Origin of the sequence: Acinetobacter sp. CIP 51.11, from assembly GCF_000369665.1 — a bacterium.
In the GTDB taxonomy this organism is placed as follows: Bacteria; Pseudomonadota; Gammaproteobacteria; order Pseudomonadales; family Moraxellaceae; genus Acinetobacter; species Acinetobacter lwoffii_S.
Genome location: NZ_KB850128.1, coordinates 119,198 through 139,124, shown reverse-complemented (window position 1 = coordinate 139,124; position 19,927 = coordinate 119,198). Strand labels below are relative to the sequence as shown.

The window sequence follows — 19,927 nt, the reverse complement described above, 5'->3', positions numbered from 1 at the left end:
TTTCATTTCTTTAATCGCAAAGTTGAAAAATATAAAGATAAAAAAAGCAGCCATTCGGCTGCTCAATACTTTTATTTCGAGTTTTATTTTTTATCGGCCAGGCTAAAGAACCAGTTCAGGATCAGTGCAGCAAACGTTGCCGTACCAATACCACCCAGATTGAAGCTGCCAAAAGTCAGGGCAAAATCACCCGTACCTAAAATAATGGTCACCGCAGCCACCATCAGGTTCTTGTTCTGCGAGAAATCGACCTTGTTCTCAATCCAGATTTTGGCACCAGCAATGGTAATCAAACCAAAGACTACAATCGAAGCACCGGTCAGAATCGCTGTCGGAATCGTGTGAATAATCGCACCAAACTTAGGCGATAAACCCAGGAACACAGCAAAGACACCCGCGACTGCAAAGATGATGGTGGAATACACGCGGGTGACTGCCATCACGCCAATGTTTTCCCCATACGTAGTCATGCCCGGCGCACCGACACCCCCTGCCAGAGTGGTTGCAACACCATCGGCCACAAAGGCTTTACCAATATGCGGATCCAGATTTTCTCCGGTCATCGCACCTACAGCCTTGATATGTCCCAGATTTTCAGCCACCAAAATCAACGCAATCGGTGCAATGATCAGCATGGCATTGACTTCAAAAGTCGGCGCATGGAAAGTCGGTAAACCGAACCAGGCTGCTTGCTGAATGGGAAGGAAGTTGATCACAGTGCCATAACCCATGACATTACTGAGTACAAAGTAGATCAGATAAGCCAATAACAGGCCGACCAATAACAGCAGGCGCTGTAATAAGCCACGGGTGAATACGGCAATTGAACCCATGCACAGCACAGTGACCAGGGACATCCACATATTGAAGGTATTGCCCATCACGCTTTTCACTGTGACTGGAGCAAGGTTCAGGCCAATGATCATCACCACGGCACCGGTCACTACCGGTGGCATCAGCTTTTCAATCCAGCGGGTGCCCGTCGCCATGACCAGAAAGCCCATGAGTGCATAGAAGATGCCACATGCGATAATCCCGCCTGCTGCAACGCCAATATTTGGATTCAGTCCGCCACCACCCGCATAACCTGTTGCTGCGATGACCACACCAATAAAGGCAAAGCTTGAACCTAGATAACTTGGAACCCGGCCACCGGTGATTAAAAAGAACAGAATGGTACAGATCCCTGACATTAAAATCGCCAGGTTAGGATCAAAGCCCATTAAAAAAGGTGCTAGTACAGTTGCGCCAAACATGGCAAAAGCATGTTGTACACCCAAAATGACCGTTTGTGCGGGTGGCAAATACTCTGCGGTACCTACTGGTCGTGCATCGATACTGCCCTCATAAGGGCGCCATTTGGGAAACCAACTGGACATAAAATGAGCACTCAAAAGATAAATTGTGCACATCATACTCTTGTTCTTTAGAAGATTTAATCACTTAAACAAAATTTTTGTTCAAATTAATTCTATGACTTTATTTAAGATTTTACCGGGTGGTAAAAGAATACTGGGTTAAAATTAAAGTGAAATCAGTAGATTAATTTCTTATTATAAATAGGGGTATCTATAAATAAATCTGATTTACTATATAAAATAAAATATTTCCTGGCTATTGACTGATCAATAAAAAAGCACATCACTAGGATGTGCTTTCAAATGGGCATTTTTGCTCAGCCAGTATTACGCAGACCGGCTGCAATACCGGCAATACTAACCATCAGCGCATGATCCACCGGGGTGTTTTCGGCCTGTTGCTGTTCAAGATATAAACGGCGACGTTTCATCAGCTCAGCTTGCAGCAAGTGCAATGGTAATAGATACGGTTTACGTACCTTCATGGACTGATCCAGTACGCCGTTGCTGCTCAGGAGTTTAGATTCGCCTTTTAAGGTTAACAGGGTTTGTACTGCATCCTGCAAACGCTGGCGTAACGCTGTCCCCAGAACTTTCAGATCTTCATCCTGGGTCAGATGCGATTCGTAATACAGCGCCACATGCGCGTCGGCTTTAGAAAGTACCATTTCCAGCATATCAATCAGGGTCTGGAAATATGGCCACTCGGCCAGCATTTCATCGAGTACATTACGTTGTCCCTGATCCAGGACTTCATTTAGTGCCGCACCGGTACCGAGCCAGGCAGGCAGCATCAGGCGAATCTGGGTCCAGGCAAATACCCAGGGAATAGCACGCAAGGATTCAATCCCACCGCTGACTTTACGTTTGGCGGGACGTGAACCCAGCGGCAGCATTTGTAGTTCAAGCTCAGGAGTAACGGTACGCAGGTATTTTACAAAATGCGGATTTTCCCGTACGGTCTGGCGATAGACCTGAACCGACAGTTCGGTCATTTGATGCATCAGGTCGCGCCATTCTTGTTTCGGCTCAGGTGGCGGCAGCAGCGTCGCTTCCAGGGTTGCAGCAGTATAAATTTCCAGATTTTGCAGCGCGATTTCTTCCAGCCCGAATTTAAAGCGGATCATTTCGCCCTGTTCAGTCACCCGGATCGCACCTGAAATCGACCCTGGCGGTTGAGAGAAGAGTGCCTGCTGGGTTGGCGCACCGCCACGGCTAATTGAACCGCCACGACCATGGAACAGGGTCAATTGCACGCCATGTTGCTGGGCGATCGCCGTCAATTCTTCTTGGGCACGATACTGTGCCCAGTTGGCCGACATAAAACCGGCATCCTTGGCAGAATCCGAATAACCAATCATCACTTCATGCTTGCCCTGAATATGCTGTTTGTACCAGTGCATATTGAACAGGGTCGACATGGTTGCGGCTGCACAATCTAGATCTTTCAGGGTTTCAAAGAGAGGGACAACCCGTAGCGCCTGCTTGATGCCGGCTTCTTTTTGTAAAAGCAGTACCGCCAACACATCACTTGGATATTCTGCCATGGAAATAATATAGGCACCCAGAGACTCGCTCGGCTGTTCGGCCAGTGTGCGCATGGTGGCAAAGACTTCCTGTACCTCTGGATGTTCAATCAGGCTGCCGGCCGGTTCATTCAGATGTTTCGGCAGTAATGGACGCTTGCTTTGTAATTCCTGCAGTAAAAAGTTTTGACGGGCCTGTTCGGTCCATGTTTCAAAATTCCCCAGTCCCAAATATTCAGTAATGGCTGAAATTGCCTGACGGTGACGGCCGGATTCCTGACGGATATCCAGTTTTAGTAGTTCGATCCCAAAACTGTTGACCCGGTAAATAAAGTCCAGCAGGCTGCCATTGGCAATTTCGGCCAGATTGCAGTCCATTAGCGAGCGGTAGCATGTCAGGAGCGGTTGTAAAAGTTCGTCTTTACTTTTAATCACCAGACTGTCATCGGCATCATTGCCTTTTAATTTTTCTGCCAGCCAGTGTCGCGTCGCTTTCAGGCGGGTACGGGTGTCACGTAAATATTCACGATAGGGTTCAGGATGGGGCTGGCCCAAGGCTTCGGAAATCTCCGGACTGCATTGCTGAATGGACAGTTCCCAGCGCAGGTTTTCAATATCACGTACATAGAGATCGGCTGCTTTCCAGCGAGACAGCCACAGTACTTCCTGAGTGACGGTGTGGGTGACATTGGGGTTGCCATCACGGTCACCACCCATCCAGGAGGCAAAACGTACTGGTGCGACATCTAAGGGCAGGTTCTGGCCACATTGCGCCTGAACCATGCCATTGAGTTCGCGGATAAATTTCGGGACCGCATTCCACAGGGTCTGCTCAATAGTGGTAAAGCCCCATTTGGCTTCATCAATCGGAGTCGGGCGATGCTGACGGATTTCATCGGTTTGCCAAGCAGAGCTGATCAGCTGTTTCAGGTCGGCCAGGACTGCCTGACGTTCACGTGGCGTCAGTTTCTGCTGGTCGAATTTGGACAGGGCATTATTGATGCCATCATATTTTTGAATCAGGGTGCGGCGGCTGACTTCTGTGGGATGCGCGGTCAGGACCAGTTCAATTTTCAGTTCACAGATTTGCTGATACAGCGTGTCAGCAGAAATTTCCTGCTGTTTAAATTTGTCAAATAATGGTACTAGAGGATTAGGGGATTCTGCGGTGTCATCGAATTCACTTTGTCGGCGACGACGCACCACATGATATTGTTCGGCAATATTGGCAAAGTTTAAAAAGTGGGTAAAGGCACGGGTTAGCGGCAGGATTTCGGCATCTTCCAGACTTAAAAACAGTTGTTCCAGTTGTTTTTCTGCTTCGACCTGTCCATCGCGAGCGCCTTTGGACAGGGCACGGATTTGCTCGATCTGATTAAACAAATCCTGCCCGGCATGTAATTTTAAGGTTTCCCCAAGCAAATTACCCAGTAAGCGTACGTCTTCGCGTAGTGGTGCATCAATCTGTTGAATCATTTTTTATTCCCTCACATGCGTACTTTGACTATACCGCGACTGCATGACAATCCAAGTCCCTAGAGACAAAAGTTGCAGAGCATTGGCTGCTTTTTTAGCAACTTTTAGGCCACATGCGGTTACAGATGATCGATCCTGAGGAAAGGCTTTAATCTGGCAGGGCATATTTCAGCATAAACAGTTCAATGGCCTGGGCAATGATCTGTTGCTGTTCTGCGCTTGAAGGAGGAGGGCTGAGACCAAGCAGAATTTTCTGATGACGTATTCCGGTGAGCAGGGACACAATCAGCTCGGTCTGTTTTTCTGGAAGATCGACCTGAATAAAGCGGTACTGCTGGGCCAGGGCAAAGAAATCATTCCAGACTGCATCCAGTTTGCTATGCGAGGCCTGATAAAACTGTTCGGTCAACGGACTTTGCTGCGAGGCCAGTTCCATCAGCAACAGATCTAGCTTGATCGCTTCAGGTAAATGAAGAATATTTAAAGCGCGCTGACAGGCCTGATAAAACTCCTGCGCAAAGTCACTGCTCGGCTGCAAGAGCTGAGGATGTTCATGCAGAATGGCTTCACAGGTATCCTCAATCGCACAGCTAAACAGGGTGGCCTTGTCCTGAAAATGGTTATACACCGTCAGCTTGGTGACTCTTGCCTCACGTGCAATCTGGTTCATGCTGGAGGCATGATAGCCATGCGCTAAAAACAGCGCTTTGGCCACGCTGAGTATGCGCTGACGCTTTTCCAGATCCTTGGTTCGTCCTACAGGTATTTGCACAATTTCTTCCAAAAAAAGTCAACACGGTCATTGCTTTGATGATTCAGTTGTAATTAGTGTACCGGGTGGTATATTAATTAAAAAACAAGCAATTCAATATATCAGCATAGTTTGCCCTAAAAAAGATGATCAGATAAGAGCGAATAAGATGAGCAGGATTTACAGCGTATTGGCTGGCATGGTGGTGCTTTGCAGCGTGACCTTAACCGGGTGCAGCAAAGATACTGCTGCAGCAGAACAGGAAGTTCCCTTTGTCATGGTGGCCACACCCACCACTTCACAGCATGAATTAAAAAGTTATGCCGGTGATGTGCAGGCGCGCCAGCAAACGGCGCTGGCCTTTCGGGTCGCTGGACAGGTGACCCAGCGCTTCGCCGATGTGGGTGACCAGGTCAAAGTCGGGCAAGTCCTGGCAACTCTGGATGTCAAAGATGCCCAGCTGCAACTGAATGCAGCACGTGCCCAGCTGGAAAGCGCGCAGTCTGCCACTAAGATTGCTCAGGATGAATTACAACGTTTCAAGCAGTTATTGCCATCCAATGCCGTGAGCCGCTCACAATATGACGCGATCGAAAACCAGTACAAGACCGCCATGTCAAATCTGAAGCAGGCACAATCCAACTATGATACCGCTAAAAACCAAACTGCTTATAACCAGCTGATTGCCACTAGAAACGGCGTGATCACTGCGCGCAATATTGAAACAGGTCAGGTGGTTGCTGCCGGGCAGGTGGTGTATGAACTGGCAATTGCCGGCGAGCGTGAAGTGGTGATTGGGGTGCCGGAACAGGCTATTTCGGAGATCAAGGTGGGACAGACAGCCACAGTGACATTATGGTCCAAACCTGAAGAAAAATTTGCCGCTTTTGTTCGCGAGATTTCACCGGCAGCGGACCAGTCGCGTACCTTCAGGGTTAAAGTTTCCTTACGTGAAGGCAATGGCCAGATCCAGTTGGGACAAAGTGCCCGGGTATTTTTTCAGCATAGCCGCGATAATATGCTTAGTGTGCCGTTATCCAGTGTCTCGGCAACGGATCAGCAGGCTTATGTCATGGTGGTCCAGCCGGATCATACCTTACGTAAAGTCCCGGTCCAGCTCGGTGCCTATGGCCGGGACAGTGTTCCTGTACTCAGTGGCCTGAAGCCGGAAGACTATGTGGTGATTGGCGGCGTACATCTGCTGCGTAACCAGCAAAAAATCAATCCGATTGATCGTGAAAACCGTCGTGTGACCATTCAGGCAGGGAGTTAAGCATGAACTTTAACCTGTCGGAATGGGCTTTAAAAAATAAAGGTCTGGTGCTGTATTTCATGATCCTGCTCGGTCTGATCGGCATCGTCTCTTATTCCAAACTGTCACAAAGTGAAGATCCACCTTTTACCTTTAAAGTCATGGTAATCCAGACCTATTGGCCGGGTGCCAGTGCCAAAGAAATCTCCCTGCAGGTCACTGACCGGATTGAAAAGGAACTGATGACCACGGGACAGTATGAGCGCATCATGGCCTATTCGCGTCCGGGTGAATCCATGGTGACTTTTGTTGCCAAGGATTCCCTGGCTTCGAAAGATGTCGCTGACGTCTGGTATAACGTGCGCAAGAAGGTGGGCGATATCCGGCATGAATTGCCACAAGGGGTACAAGGGCCGTTCTTTAATGATGAATTCGGCGATACCTTTGGCAATATTTATGTGCTCAAGGGTAAAGATTTTGACTATGCGACCCTCAAGGAATACGCCGACCGCTTACAGCTGCAACTGCAACGGGTCAAAGATGTTGCCAAAGTTGAGCTGATTGGCCTACAAGACCAGAAAATCTGGATTGAGATTTCCAATACCAAGGCCATTCAGCTGGGCGTTCCAGTCATGGCGATTCAGCAAGCCCTGCAGCAGCAAAATGCCACCACCCAGTCCGGTTTTTTTGAAACCGGTTCAGACCGGATTCAGGTGCGGGTCAGTGGTGCATTAAACAGTGTTGAAGAATTAAGACAGATGCCGCTGCTGGTCAATGGCAAAACTATTCAGCTAGGAGATGTCGCAGAAGTCTATCGAGGCTTTAGTGATCCGGCACAGCCCCGGATGCGCTTTATGGGCGAAAACGGCATTGGTATTGCTGTATCGATGCTCAAGGGTGGGGACATCATTGCCTTGGGTAAAAATCTGGAACAGGAATTCGCCCGCCTGCAAAAAGCTCTGCCACTCGGCATGGAGCTGCAAAAAGTCTCCGATCAGCCGGTGGCAGTCAAACGCAGCATTAACGAATTTATGAAAGTGCTGGCAGAAGCGGTGGTTATCGTATTGCTGGTCAGTTTTTTCTCGCTCGGTTTCCGGACCGGTCTGGTGGTGGCTTTCTCGATTCCGCTGGTGCTGGCCATGACTTTTGCCGGTATGCAGCTGTTTGATGTCGGACTGCATAAAATTTCCCTGGGGGCCCTGATTCTGGCTCTCGGTCTTTTGGTCGATGATGCCATTATCGCCATTGAAATGATGGCGATTAAGATGGAGCAGGGTTATAGCCGTTTACAGGCGGCCGGGCATGCCTGGCGCACCACGGCTTTTCCAATGCTGACAGGCACCCTGATTACCGCTGCCGGTTTCCTGCCGATCGCCACTGCAGCATCGAGTACCGGGGAATATACCCGTTCGATTTTCCAGGTGGTGACCATTGCATTGCTGGTGTCCTGGATTGCCGCGGTACTGTTTGTGCCATATTTAGGCGATAAACTTCTGCCGGATTTCAACAAGGATTTAATTCAGAAAGCGCCGTGGTATCAGCGTCTCTGGGCACGTCTACGCAAACAGCCAGAACCTCAGCCGATTGTGCATCATGCCGGAGAACATTATGACCCTTATCAAACCCGGTTTTATCAGGGCTTTCGCCGTTGGGTCGATGCCTGTGTGACCTATCGTAAAACTGTCATTGTTGCCACGGTCGGAATTTTTATTCTGTCTATTTTAATGTTTAAGCTGGTGCCGCAGCAGTTTTTCCCACCCTCGAACCGGGCTGAAATTCTGGTGGATCTCAAACTTGAAGAAGGTGCTTCACTGAAGGCCACTGAAGCTGCAGTAAAAAAAGTAGAAGCCTTTTTATCGAAACAAGAGGGCATTGATAACTATGTGGCTTATGTCGGGATGGGTTCTCCACGTTTCTATTTACCGCTCGATCAGCAGTTGCCGCAAACCAGTTTTGCCCAGTTTGTGGTGCTGGCATCCTCTTTAGAGGATCGAAATGAAATCCGTAAATCCTTAAGTGACCAGATTCGAAAGTTATTGCCGGAAGTGCGTACCCGGGTGTCCTTGCTGGAAAATGGCCCACCTGTGGGCTATCCACTACAATTCCGGGTATCGGGTGAAGACCTAGGATTAGTCCGTGAATGGGCGCAGAAAGTTGCAGCCACCGTGGGAGAAAATCCAAATACCACCAATGTGCATCTGGACTGGGGCGAGCCGAGTAAAGTCATCAAATTACAGATTGATCAGGATCGTGCCCGTCAGCTTGGGGTGAGCAGCAGTGAACTGGCCAATGTACTCAATAGCTCGATTTTGGGGGCCGGTATTGATCAGTATCGGGAAAAACGTGAACTGATTGAAATCCGTTTACGTGGTGCTCAGGCTGAACGGGTGGAGGTAGCATCTTTAGCCAGTCTGGCTGTTCCGACCGCAACCGGTACATCGGTACCTTTAGCGCAGCTTGCCAAAATTGAATACAGCTTTGAAGAAGGTCTGATCTGGCATCGGAATCGCTTGCCGACCATTACCGTGCGTGCCGACATTCGTAGCAAACTGCAGCCCGCTACTGTGGTCAATGAACTCAAAGAGCCACTCGAACAAATCCGGGCAGAGCTGCCGAATGGCTATCTGCTGCAAGTGGGCGGTACGGTTGAAGAATCTGCTCGCGGGCAGAACTCGGTTAATGCCGGCATGCCTTTATTCCTCGCAGTCGTCATGACCTTGCTGATGATTCAGCTTAAGAGCATATCACGGGCCTTTATTGTATTTCTGACTGCACCTTTGGGCATTATCGGAGTAGTGTTATTCCTGTTAATTTTCAATAAACCTTTCGGTTTTGTTGCGATGCTCGGGACGATTGCCTTATCTGGAATGATCATGCGCAATTCGCTGATTCTGATTGACCAGATCGAGCAGGATATTCAAGCCGGAGAGTCGCAGTGGGATGCCATCATCAATGCCACAGTACGCCGTTGTCGTCCGATCGTATTGACCGCACTGGCTGCAGTTCTGGCGATGATTCCCTTGTCCCGCAGTATTTTCTTCGGGCCGATGGCGGTGGCGATTATGGGTGGTTTGATTGTGGCGACATTATTGACCCTGTTTTTCCTGCCTGCACTATATGCACAGTGGTTTAAAGTGAAAAAAAGTTTAAATTCTGTTTAAATTTGTCATAATTTCAGGTGCGAAATTTGGAAATTTTCAATATAGTAGCACCTGAGATTTTTATAATTTAAAAAAATAAGTAATTGCTGCATTGGCCGAGCTGCCAATACGGTAACGAGGTTGAACCGAACATGACTCAAGATACATTAACCAAGATGCGACGTTCCGTAGCGATGGCTTATGTCTTCATGTTTTTGGCCTTATTTACCCTGTTTAGTGGACTATTGGCTTACTGGTTCGCACGTAAAGTCACTCAAGTTGATTATGCTGAAGTCTGGTTACAGGCACAGGCGCTGTGGATCATGCGTAATATCGTGATTTATACCATTTTGGCGATCTTTGCTGCACTGTGGTTTATTCCCCTGTTTTTCTTTGCCTGGGACAGCCAGTTATGGGTCAAAGCCTGTGTGGTGACCGGAGTGATTTTCAGCTTTATTGCTTTTATTTTCCTGATCAATGCCTGGTTTAAAGGCATCCATAAATTCTCTCAAAACAAAGCTGTGTTCTAAAGCGTATAATTTTTTTCATATTTACCCTTGTAAAACTCGGTTTGACCCCAATTTCAGACCTCAGTTGAATATTAAACAAAATTCCGTGAGGAGCATCGCCAGACATGGCTAAACGTGATTATTATGAGGTTTTGGGCGTCGCTAAAACCGCTAGTGATGATGAAATCAAAAAAGCCTACCGTAAGTTGGCGATGAAATATCATCCAGACCGTAACCCGGACAATGCTGAAGCTGAAGAGAAATTCAAAGAAGCAGCAGAGGCCTATGAAGTGCTCTCTGATGGTGAAAAGCGCAGCATGTACGACCGTATGGGCCATCAGGCCTTTGAAGGTGGTATGGGCGGTGGCGGCTTCGGCGGTGGTTTCAGCGCAGAAGACATTTTCAGCCAGTTCGGTGATATTTTCGGTGGTGCTTTTGGTGGCGGCGGTGGTCGTGGCCAGCAGCGCGCGCGCCGAGGTTCCGACTTACGCTATGTCATGGAACTGACCCTGGAAGAAGCGGTCAAGGGCGTCAAGAAAACCATTACCTTTACTGCACCGGCACCGTGTGATGCCTGTGATGGTAAAGGCTCAAAAAATCCAAACGATGTAGAAACCTGCCGTACCTGTCATGGTGCCGGTCAAGTGCGTATGCAGCAAGGTTTCTTCTCGGTACAGCAAACCTGTAGCACCTGTCGTGGTCAGGGCAAGATCATCAAGAACCCATGTAATAAATGTCATGGTTCGGGTGTGTCGGATCGTCAGCAAACTCTGGAAGTCACTATTCCTGCGGGTGTGGACAATGGCGACCGCGTACGCTTGACTGGTAAGGGTGAAGCGATCCGTGATGGTCAGTCAGGTGACTTGTACGTAGAAGTGGTGGTGCGTGAGCATGAAATCTTCCAGCGTGATGGCGCTGATCTGTATATGGATGTACCGGTATCGATTGCTGATGCAGCCTTGGGTAAGGAAGTTCAGATTCCTACGCTGGATGGCCGTGTGAGCCTGAAAATTCCTGAAGGTACGCAAACAGGTAAACTGTTCCGTTTACGTGGTAAGGGGGTTAAACCGGTACGTACCAGCATGCAAGGTGACTTACTGTGCCGTATTGTGGTGGAAACTCCAGTGAATTTAAGTGCACGTCAACGTGAACTGTTAAAAGAACTGCAAGAAACCATGGATGGTGAAGACAGCAAGTCATCACCAAAGAAAAAATCATTCTTTGATCGCTTGTTTGATTAATTGAGTGAAAATAAAAAGGACGCTGAGGCGTCCTTTTTTATTATGTAGATAAGATACTCTAGATTAGAAGATGCTATTTATTAGTTGATAGCTATCTTATTGTTTGATAGGTATCGCTTAAACATAAAAACCGCCTAAAAAGCGGTTTCTGTTTTTATATTTGACTATCTAAATAGAAAGTATGAGTCCAAATTTGGAGGGAGATAGATATTTTGTAAGTGAGAAAAAAGCATCATTCCCGAAATTAAAAAGGCCAATATTGTTATTACAGAGCTATATAATCGCATTCATTACTTATCAAATTTACCAGTACAGCAGATTACTCTTATTTTGTTATCATGACAATAAAAGCTTAATCTTATTGAAATCACTATAAATTTTTAAAATTTCATTTTTTAATAAATAAAATAAATATATATATAAGAAAACTTGATTAACTAAATTTTTCGTGTATAGTTAACTTAACTAGAAAAAAGTCTTGTTTCGGTAAATCTTCTTTAAGTATCGCAGTTTTAGTCATAATCCTTCGTTTTTTTCAGATTTGAAGTCTCATTCTTTATTATTTCAAAGTTATATTCAGTCAATAAATTGACTAAAAATTATTAAAAAATTAGTAGGATATATTATGTCAAACTCAAATGTTGTTAAAGGTACTGTAAAGTGGTTCAACGAAACTAAAGGTTTTGGTTTCATTCAACAAGAATCAGGTCCAGATGTTTTTGCTCATTTCAGCGAAATCGCCAGTTCAGGTTTTAAAACCTTAATGGAAGGCCAACTGGTTGAATTCAGTGTAGCTCAAGGTCAAAAAGGACCGAATGCTGTAAATATTGTTGCTATCTAAGCAAGAATAAACAGTAAAAAAAGCACTTAATAAGTGCTTTTTTTATCGTTCAAAATTCAATTTTAAGTTATTTTCCAAATTGGAAAAATCTTTAGAAAAACAGGATTCAAGTTGTTAAAAATAAATGATTTAATTGCAAAATCTAAAAATGGTACTGAAATTATTGTTTCGTTAATTCCTCTCAATAAAATGCAAAATACACGTCAGGGTTTAAAAAGAATTGAAGTGGGTAAAAGAGTTCTTCTTTCATCTGGAGTTGAGGTAGATTTAAACTTAGATGGCCGTACATTCTATACTTCTCTAAATCAATTATTTAAGCTAAATCATAAAGTTATTTAAAGATAAAATTAAGAAACATCAATTTTTAGTGGAGATTTCGCCACTTTAACTATTATTAAAGGTATAGATATGCTTAAACAAAGTATCAGTGTGAAGGATCAGTTTGGGGCTCAACACGCTATTCAAGCAACAGTCGATCATCATTTTTCTAAAACACAATCTCATTCCAATATAAAACATATCACTGTAGATGGTGAAGATATTCGTCCCAGTTTTGAAATGTGCTTTCAAAGTACCTTAAGTGGAAAAATTTTCAAAATTGTATAGACCAGGCAAATTTTGCTTTAGGTATTATTATTTTTAATAAGTTCCCTAAGAGCTAGATAATTCATTTGTTCAATCTAAGGACTGATTTTTGTATAAAGCAAAATCGAGTCCTTTTAATCTCAATAAGACTTAAAATCTTATCTGCTCATCAATTCAAAAGTAGATATTCATAATTAAAATTTAGTAAAAAGTCTTGCATAAGAATCCTGTTAATCTAACTGAGATTTAAATCATCAAGATTTTGAGCTCAATTAATAATGGCGAGACTAAACAGGAAAAACTGTATTGGCAAGTCGTCTGTTTAACTTCACAAATCAGTAATCTCAGTAAATCAATGCAAAATCATAGCGATAAAATTGTGAATAAACTTATTCCAGCTATATGAGCAATTGCTAAAAACTATAGACAAGTCAAGTGGATCTATATCGTATAGCTTTGATGGAAGTGATTGCCTAACTTCTTAGACTCGATTAAAACTCTTATCAATATCAGTGATTTCGCTCTTTGAGTATTTTCATTGATTTTTATTCAATGCATCTTAGTGTTATTCCGCAGTTTTGCTATAGTAAGAGCAATTTTGGATCAACATCAGGACTATGTTATGTCAGCTACACCACGCATTGGGATCTTGGGTGCAGGCGGTCGTATGGGGCGTATCCTTATTCAGGCTGTGCATGAAGCAGGTTATCAGTTGGCGGCTGCGGTAGAACGCCCTGAAAGTACACTATTAGGCGCAGATGCGGGCGAACTTGCCGGAATTGGCGCAACAGGTGTGAAGGTCGTGGGTAGCCTTACAGATGTAGTCAAAGACTGTGATGTCGTGATTGATTTCACTGCGCCAGCAGCGACCGTCAATCATCTGAAAATCTGCCGTGAAGCCGGTGTCGCTATCGTAATTGGTACGACGGGTATGAATGACGAGCAAAAAGCCTATCTCGATCAATCTGCCACGGAAACTCCTGTAGTTTATGCAGCGAATTATTCAGTGGGTGTGAACGTTTCGATCAAACTGCTTGAACTGGCATCTAAAGTGTTTGGTGACACGGTTGATATTGAAGTGATTGAAGCACATCACCGTCACAAAGTAGATGCACCATCGGGTACAGCTTTGATGTGGGGTGAGGCGATTGCGGAAACTTTGGGTCGTGACCTGAAAGAAGATGCGATATATTGCCGTGAAGGTCATACCGGTCCGCGTGAGCGTAAGAGCATTGGCTTCCAGACCATTCGTGGTGGCGATATTGTCGGTGAACATACCGCGATGTTTATTGCCGATGGGGAACGTGTGGAAATTACCCATAAAGCCACCAATCGCATGAACTTTGCTTCTGGTGCGGTACGTGCTGCGGCTTGGGTCGTAGGCCGTGAAGCACGTAAATATGATATGAAAGACGTGCTTGGTTTTAACGATATTCAGGTTTAAAACCGAGTTAAAATCATTTATAAAAAAAGTATAAAATTAAAATAAGACGAATAAAAAATGCAAAAAATGATTTTTCTGTTCTGTGCAGTGGCGCTTGGCGCCATTGCGCAGGCCAAGCCTGTCGGGACGCCTAAACTCAGTATTCATAAAAATAATATCAAGGTCTGGACCTATCAGAGTGAGCAAAACCCGGTCTTTCTGTATAAAGCTGAAACCACCTATACTGCACCAATTGAAAATGCCGTGTCCCTGATTCTGAATGTCGAGCATGCAGTACAGTGGGTTCCCTATATGGGTAGCATCAAGGTCCTGTCCCGCGATGATAAAAAAGGCGACTTTACCCTGTATATGGTGCTGGATTTTCCATTTCCCTTAAAAGACCGTGACCTGATTGTACAGGGCAAGATGATCAAGGAAGCCAATGGCCAGATCACCATCAAGAATAAAGCCATCCAAAGTGCCTATCCTTTAAACCCGGATTATGTGCGTTTAACCGATTATCAGGGCGACTGGACTTTTCAGAAACTGGCCAATAATAAAGTCAAGGTCTCTACCTATGGTTATGCCAATCCGGAAGGTTCCATTCCTTTGAGCTTCGTAAATATGTTTGTGCAACAGCAACCTTATCAGATGCTGCAGAAAATGAAGACCGAGCTGGCCAAGCCTTCATCTATTGCGGTCTTGCCTGAAGCTCTACAATAAAAAAGACCCAATTTCTGGGTCTTTTTAACAGCTGAAAATAAGCAGGATTTAAGCTGTAAAATCTGCTTTAAGCACAATCCGGTAACGGGCTTTGCCAGAATGCAGATGTTCAATCGCTTGGTTCAGTTGTGACATCGGGAAGACTTCAATTTGCGGAGCAATATTTTTACGTGCAGCAAATTGGAGTAACTGACGTAATGCCGCCGGCGAACCTGTCGGTGAACCGGTAACTGACTTGGCTCCGCCAATCAACATGCCAGCCGGAATCTGCATCGGCTCAAGTGGTAAACCCAACATATGTACAGTACCGTTCGGTGCCAGAGTGGCCAGATAAGCCTGCCAGTTCAAGGTGACATTGACCGTACTCAGCAGTAAATCAAACTTGCCACGTTGGGCCTTTAATGCAGCGACATCACGACTGTTCACTACATGGTCAGCGCCCATGCCTTTCAGTTCTTTGCTTTTATCCAGATTTGAGGTGAAAGCGGTAATCTCACAACCCCAGGCTTTCAGCAGCTTGATGGCCATATGCCCTAAACCGCCAATACCAATTACGCCAACATGATGAATGGCCTGAATCTGATGTTTCAGAATCGGATCGAATACGGTAATCCCACCGCAGAGCAAAGGGCCGGCACTTTCAGGATCTAGATCGTCAGGTAGGGGAATGACCCATTGCCAGCCGGCACGCACTTTGTCGGCAAAACCACCGGCATGTCCGACAATGGTCGCCACCTGACCACCAGTACACAGCACCTGCTGGCCTGAAATGCAGGGATCGCAATATTGGCAGCTTTCCGCTGTCCAGCCGATTCCCACTCGTTGACCAACTTTCAGGCCTTTGGCTTCTACACCCAGATGGGTAATGGTACCGATAATCTCATGTCCTGCTACGACCGGATACACTGAAGAACCCCATTCATTATTGATCACTGAAATATCGGAATGACAGAGACCGCAGTATTCTACTTTGACTTCGACCTGATGCGGCTGCAATTCTCCGGCATCAAACTGATAAGGTTCAAGTTCCGCACCTGCGGACATAGCAGCATAAGCTTGAATAATATTATTCGACATGATTTTCAGCTCTTATTTAAATGCGAGGATATTGTTTTAAAATCACAATGATTTTCATGGTCATCGACCATACCAACGGCCTGCATAAAGGCATAGCAAATGGTGGGGCCGACAAATTTAAAACCAGCCTGTTTTAATGCTTTAGACATTCTCTGGCTCTCAATGGTTTGAGCGGGTGCTTGCCGATAATCCACAACATCATTATTCAGTCGCGGTTGCTGGGCAAAAGACCAGAGCCAATCCACCAGATTAATCCCTTGCTGTTGCAGTTTCAGCCAAGCTTGGGCATTCTCCCGAATGGCATTCAGCTTGCCGCGATGCCGTATCAGGCTAGCATCTTCAAGTTTTATTTGGAGTTGTTGATCTGTAAGTGAGGCGATAGACTCAATCGAATATTGAAAAAAATGTTCACGATAAGCTTCACGTTTTCTGAGAACGGTAATCCAGGCCAGACCGGCCTGCTGTCCTTCCAGACACAGCATTTCAAACAGGCGATTTTCATCCAGCAGAGCCTGTCCCCATTCCTGGTCATGGTAGGCGATATACAGCGGATCACCGGAGCACCAGCCACAGCGTTGCACAGTCATGTGATGCTCCTTGTTTTGATGCTTTTATAATTTAAACACAGTCCATTGATCCTGCTGATTGTCCCAATACGACAGTTCAGCCTGATCCAGATCGCTAAATTGAATCCACATATCTTTACCGGCCTTGTCAGCATAACCGGTACTGATCAGAAGCGCATCCTCGGTAATTTCCATCACCCAGCCCTGGTAAGTTTGACCATTCAATACAATTTTTTGTTGATTGCCTGATTCAGCAAATTCCACCAGACGATTGATCAACGCTTCTGACATGTAAATATCCTAAAATTAACGTAAATAGGGATAAGGGTTGACCACACCGCGGCCCTTGCCCTGTAAATAAATTCCATAATGTAAATGTGGTGCAGTATGCCGGGCATTGCCGCTGTTACCGACATAACCAATCAGCTGGCCTTTTTTGACATAGTCACCGACTTTTAAGCCGCGTTTATGGCCATCCAGATGCGCATAATAATGCCAGGAGCCGCCTGGTCCCAGAATCCAGACTACTTTACCACCCAAATTGTTGTTACGTAAATCTGCAATCAGACCCTCAGTCGCGCTAAAGACTTCGGTTCCACGTGGAGCCATGATATCAATGCCTTCATGTAAACGTCCGCGACTGCGCGAAGCGCCCCAGGTATCTGATAATTCACGTGCCTGTACGCGTGCCACCGGGATGGGCAGAGAGGACGGCACTCGCATACTTTTCAGTTTTTGCACGACGATAGGATTGAGCTGTACAGCAGGGGGTTTTTTCGGTGTACTGCTACAGGCGGTTAGTAATATGGCAATTAAAGCCACCCAGGTCAAAGCAAGATATTGGCGCACGCTATTCATCCTTAAATATTGGCAATGCTCATTCTGAGCTGATCGGTTTTTTGCTTTGTCCAGACTATGTCATACATTTACCGCAGAGATCAATTTTTTCATCGCTGTTGGCAGACCGCAATCAATGGCTGTCTCTGGACGCATCCAGCAGCCTTGCAGTTCAATGGCCAGATGTTCCTGCTGATCCTGATCTACTGTAAAAACAATCGCTTCAAGGTGCCAGGTAAAATGGGTAAAACTGTGGCTAATCTGGGTTTTTTTGACGATATTTTTCAGGCCAAGTTGCTGGCATTGCTGTTCCAATTCATGTGCATTTTCAATAATCGGCAGACACCAGAGACCGCCCCAGAGACCGCTATTGGGACGTTGCTGCCAGAGCCAGTCTGTACCGGACTGGATTAGCAGGACCTGAGCAGAGCGTACCGGAACCGGTTTTTTGGCCTTCTTGAAAGGCAATTCATTTTCTAGTCCTTGCTGATGTGCCTTGCAATGCTGCTGCATTGGACAATACAGACACAAAGGCTTTTTCGGCGTACAAACGGTCGCGCCCAGATCCATAATCGCTTGGGTATAGTCATGATTGCGTTCGATAGGACAGAGCTGTTCCGCCAGTTGCCAGAGGGCACGCTCATACACGGGTTTGGACAGATCATCTTCAATGGCAAAGAAACGTGACAATACCCGTTTAACATTACCATCCATAATTACGCCATATTGACGTAAACCGAGTGACATGAGGGCACCAGCGGTAGAACGGCCAATGCCGGGCAAGGCCATCCATTCTTCTAGGGTTTGAGGGAATTGCTGCTGTGCTGTCACGATGCCGGCCGCTTTATGCAGATTGCGGGCGCGGGCATAATAGCCGAGACCTGCCCAGTAGGGTGCGACCTCATCCCATGAGGCTTGACCTAAGTCCTGAACAGTCGGAAAACGCTGGATAAATCGTTCGAAATATTGCAGTACAGTTTTGACCTGGGTTTGCTGCAACATGATTTCAGAGACCCAGACTTTATACGGATCATCTGTCACTTGCCAGGGCAAGTCATGACGACCATGTAAATCAAACCATTCCAATAGGGCATCTGAAAATACGAACATGAACACATAGCAACCGAATAAGCAGCAGCTAGTATAGCGGAATCAGCAGGGTGGGAATGTGAAAAGTGAGATAAAAACGTAGATGTTCATCGAGCTTGATAGAACTTAGCTTTCATAAAAATAAATGCTCCGGAGAGCATTTATTTTTGATCAAAAATCCGGTTAATCGTTAATTCCCCAGCGCTCATCCAGCTTCAAGGTCTTGCCTGCATAACGCGGAATAATATGAATATGCAGATGTTCAACCTTTTCCTGAAATACTTCACCATCAATAAAACCGACATGAAAACCGGCAGGCTGGTAGCGTAATTGCAGTTCATTGCGTGCCTGTTCCAATAAAGACATCAAACTTTTACGTTCTTTGTCAGTCACTTCAAAAAATGAGGCCACATGCCGCAATGGAATGATCACACAATGACCTTCGGACAATGAATTTGGTTCAGGCAACACCACACCATAATCATTTTTGGCAATGACATCATATTCGTCAAAATTGCAGTAGGGGCAGTTGGTTTCAGCCATCATACACATTCTCCTCTGGTAGGATTTATCTTTCTTTTCTTCATGAAGTATCTGAAATATTCAGCCTGTAAACAAGCCGAATAGTTGTTTCTATTTATGCCAAATGACGATCCAGCAAAGCATACATTGCTGCCAGGCCTTTTTGTTCCGCTTCTGCATTGTAACCAAGATCCACGCCATTGGCTTTGGCCCGTTCATCCGCAAGCGGGTTGCTAAAGCCATGTTTGGCATTTTCAAAAACAATCACTTCATGCTCGACTTTGGCAGCATGCATTTCCTCATGGAAACTGGCGACATCATCCAGGGTTACCATGCTGTCTAGTTCACCATGTAGCACCAGGATTTCCGCCTGTACCTGACCTTCCTGAGCAGGTGCTTTTGGCGACAGAATGGCATGGAAAGTCGCCACCACTTTTAAAGGTGCATTAGAACGGGCCAGATCCAATACGACTTTGCCGCCGTAGCAGAAACCAATCGCTGCAAGCTTATCAGCATTGACTTCATCCTGTGCTGCCAGGGCATTCAAGGCTGCTGTTGCACGGTTAACGATAGTGTCAGGATCTTCAAAAGTCTGCATCATCCACTGATGAGCCTGATCAGAATTGGTCGTGACTTTTTTATCCCCATACATGTCCATGGCCAAGGCCGCATAGCCATGTTCTGCAAGTTCACGGGCGCGCTGTTCGGTATATTCATTCCGACCCCACCATTCGGGTGCGACCAGTACACCGGCAACAGGGGTATCTGTTTCTGGGGCGGCAAAATAACCAATTAATGGGCTGCCATCCTGCGCAGTATAATGAATTTCGCGAGTCTTGATTGCTGCCATGCTGACGTCCTCTATTGTTGTTGAATTGCTTGATTAAAACATAACATAGCAAAACTGATCGGAATGTGACATGAAAACCTGCGATTTAAGGATACTTAAGCCCATAAAAAAAGAGAGGCCAATATAGAACCTCTCCGATTTTAGATCTGGAAAAATAGGAC

At 45.9% G+C, this 19,927-nt stretch carries 19 protein-coding genes; 9 read left to right on the top strand and 10 right to left on the bottom strand.

Going from position 1 to position 19,927, the window contains the following annotated elements:
* Nucleotides 1-83 precede the first annotated feature (83 nt).
* The 3 genes from F894_RS00980 to F894_RS00970 all read right to left on the bottom strand — a co-directional run bounded on the left by F894_RS00980 (nucleotide 84) and on the right by F894_RS00970 (nucleotide 5,132).
* Complete coding sequence (locus F894_RS00980) at nucleotides 84-1,379, bottom strand: solute carrier family 23 protein (RefSeq protein ID WP_005245480.1); 1,296 nt, start codon at nucleotides 1,377-1,379, stop codon at nucleotides 84-86.
* A gap of 296 nt (nucleotides 1,380-1,675) precedes the next feature.
* Nucleotides 1,676-4,360, bottom strand: coding sequence for a phosphoenolpyruvate carboxylase (gene ppc, locus F894_RS00975; protein ID WP_005245478.1), 2,685 nt, complete (start codon nucleotides 4,358-4,360; stop codon nucleotides 1,676-1,678).
* A 148-nt stretch (nucleotides 4,361-4,508) separates the two neighbouring features.
* On the bottom strand, nucleotides 4,509-5,132 hold the full coding sequence (locus F894_RS00970) for a TetR/AcrR family transcriptional regulator (RefSeq protein ID WP_005245476.1): 624 nt from the start codon (nucleotides 5,130-5,132) through the stop codon (nucleotides 4,509-4,511).
* A 148-nt stretch (nucleotides 5,133-5,280) separates the two neighbouring features.
* Between F894_RS00970 and F894_RS00965 the strand changes: the two genes are divergently transcribed.
* The 9 genes from F894_RS00965 (at nucleotide 5,281) to F894_RS00925 (ending at nucleotide 14,825) form a co-directional block, all read left to right on the top strand.
* Entirely contained in the window at nucleotides 5,281-6,384 is a 1,104-nt protein-coding gene (locus F894_RS00965; protein ID WP_005245475.1) for an efflux RND transporter periplasmic adaptor subunit, read from the top strand.
* Between the two features lie 2 nt (nucleotides 6,385-6,386).
* Nucleotides 6,387-9,524: an efflux RND transporter permease subunit gene (locus F894_RS00960; RefSeq protein ID WP_005245473.1), complete on the top strand. Its 3,138-nt coding sequence runs from the start codon at nucleotides 6,387-6,389 to the stop codon at nucleotides 9,522-9,524.
* Between the two features lie 131 nt (nucleotides 9,525-9,655).
* Entirely contained in the window at nucleotides 9,656-10,033 is a 378-nt protein-coding gene (locus tag F894_RS00955; RefSeq protein ID WP_005245471.1) for a hypothetical protein, read from the top strand.
* 104 nt (nucleotides 10,034-10,137) lie between these two features.
* Nucleotides 10,138-11,253: a molecular chaperone DnaJ gene (gene dnaJ, locus F894_RS00950; protein WP_005245462.1), complete on the top strand. Its 1,116-nt coding sequence runs from the start codon at nucleotides 10,138-10,140 to the stop codon at nucleotides 11,251-11,253.
* Nucleotides 11,254-11,878: 625 nt separating this feature from the next.
* Nucleotides 11,879-12,094, top strand: a complete 216-nt coding sequence (locus F894_RS00945) for a cold-shock protein (RefSeq protein WP_004280856.1) — start codon at nucleotides 11,879-11,881, stop codon at nucleotides 12,092-12,094.
* A gap of 111 nt (nucleotides 12,095-12,205) precedes the next feature.
* Nucleotides 12,206-12,433, top strand: a complete 228-nt coding sequence (locus F894_RS00940) for a hypothetical protein (RefSeq protein ID WP_004647679.1) — start codon at nucleotides 12,206-12,208, stop codon at nucleotides 12,431-12,433.
* Between the two features lie 69 nt (nucleotides 12,434-12,502).
* Entirely contained in the window at nucleotides 12,503-12,700 is a 198-nt protein-coding gene (locus F894_RS00935) for a hypothetical protein (protein WP_004280859.1), read from the top strand.
* Between the two features lie 601 nt (nucleotides 12,701-13,301).
* Nucleotides 13,302-14,123, top strand: coding sequence for a 4-hydroxy-tetrahydrodipicolinate reductase (gene dapB, locus F894_RS00930; RefSeq protein ID WP_005245461.1), 822 nt, complete (start codon nucleotides 13,302-13,304; stop codon nucleotides 14,121-14,123).
* Nucleotides 14,124-14,180: 57 nt separating this feature from the next.
* Complete coding sequence (locus F894_RS00925) at nucleotides 14,181-14,825, top strand: START domain-containing protein (protein ID WP_005245459.1); 645 nt, start codon at nucleotides 14,181-14,183, stop codon at nucleotides 14,823-14,825.
* A gap of 48 nt (nucleotides 14,826-14,873) precedes the next feature.
* On the opposite strand, the gene ahr is transcribed toward F894_RS00925, so the two are convergent.
* The 7 genes from ahr to F894_RS00890 all read right to left on the bottom strand — a co-directional run bounded on the left by ahr (nucleotide 14,874) and on the right by F894_RS00890 (nucleotide 19,766).
* Nucleotides 14,874-15,902 carry an NADPH-dependent aldehyde reductase Ahr gene (gene ahr, locus F894_RS00920; RefSeq protein ID WP_005245458.1) on the bottom strand — a complete coding sequence of 343 codons (1,029 nt, stop codon included), beginning with the start codon at nucleotides 15,900-15,902 and terminating at the stop codon, nucleotides 14,874-14,876.
* 5 nt (nucleotides 15,903-15,907) lie between these two features.
* Nucleotides 15,908-16,489 (bottom strand): DNA-3-methyladenine glycosylase I, encoded by a 582-nt coding sequence (locus F894_RS00915; RefSeq protein ID WP_005245457.1) that lies wholly within the window; start codon nucleotides 16,487-16,489, stop codon nucleotides 15,908-15,910.
* A 24-nt stretch (nucleotides 16,490-16,513) separates the two neighbouring features.
* The gene (locus F894_RS00910; RefSeq protein WP_004647674.1) at nucleotides 16,514-16,759 is read right to left on the bottom strand and encodes a hypothetical protein; all 246 of its coding nucleotides are present in this window, start codon (nucleotides 16,757-16,759) and stop codon (nucleotides 16,514-16,516) included.
* 15 nt (nucleotides 16,760-16,774) lie between these two features.
* Nucleotides 16,775-17,326 carry a M23 family metallopeptidase gene (locus F894_RS00905; protein ID WP_143115403.1) on the bottom strand — a complete coding sequence of 184 codons (552 nt, stop codon included), beginning with the start codon at nucleotides 17,324-17,326 and terminating at the stop codon, nucleotides 16,775-16,777.
* A 60-nt stretch (nucleotides 17,327-17,386) separates the two neighbouring features.
* The gene (gene mutY / locus F894_RS00900) at nucleotides 17,387-18,415 is read right to left on the bottom strand and encodes an A/G-specific adenine glycosylase (RefSeq protein WP_005245455.1); all 1,029 of its coding nucleotides are present in this window, start codon (nucleotides 18,413-18,415) and stop codon (nucleotides 17,387-17,389) included.
* Between the two features lie 162 nt (nucleotides 18,416-18,577).
* Nucleotides 18,578-18,937, bottom strand: coding sequence for an HIT family protein (locus F894_RS00895; protein WP_026055739.1), 360 nt, complete (start codon nucleotides 18,935-18,937; stop codon nucleotides 18,578-18,580).
* Nucleotides 18,938-19,031: 94 nt separating this feature from the next.
* The gene (locus F894_RS00890; protein WP_005245454.1) at nucleotides 19,032-19,766 is read right to left on the bottom strand and encodes a dienelactone hydrolase family protein; all 735 of its coding nucleotides are present in this window, start codon (nucleotides 19,764-19,766) and stop codon (nucleotides 19,032-19,034) included.
* Nucleotides 19,767-19,927 lie beyond the last annotated feature (161 nt).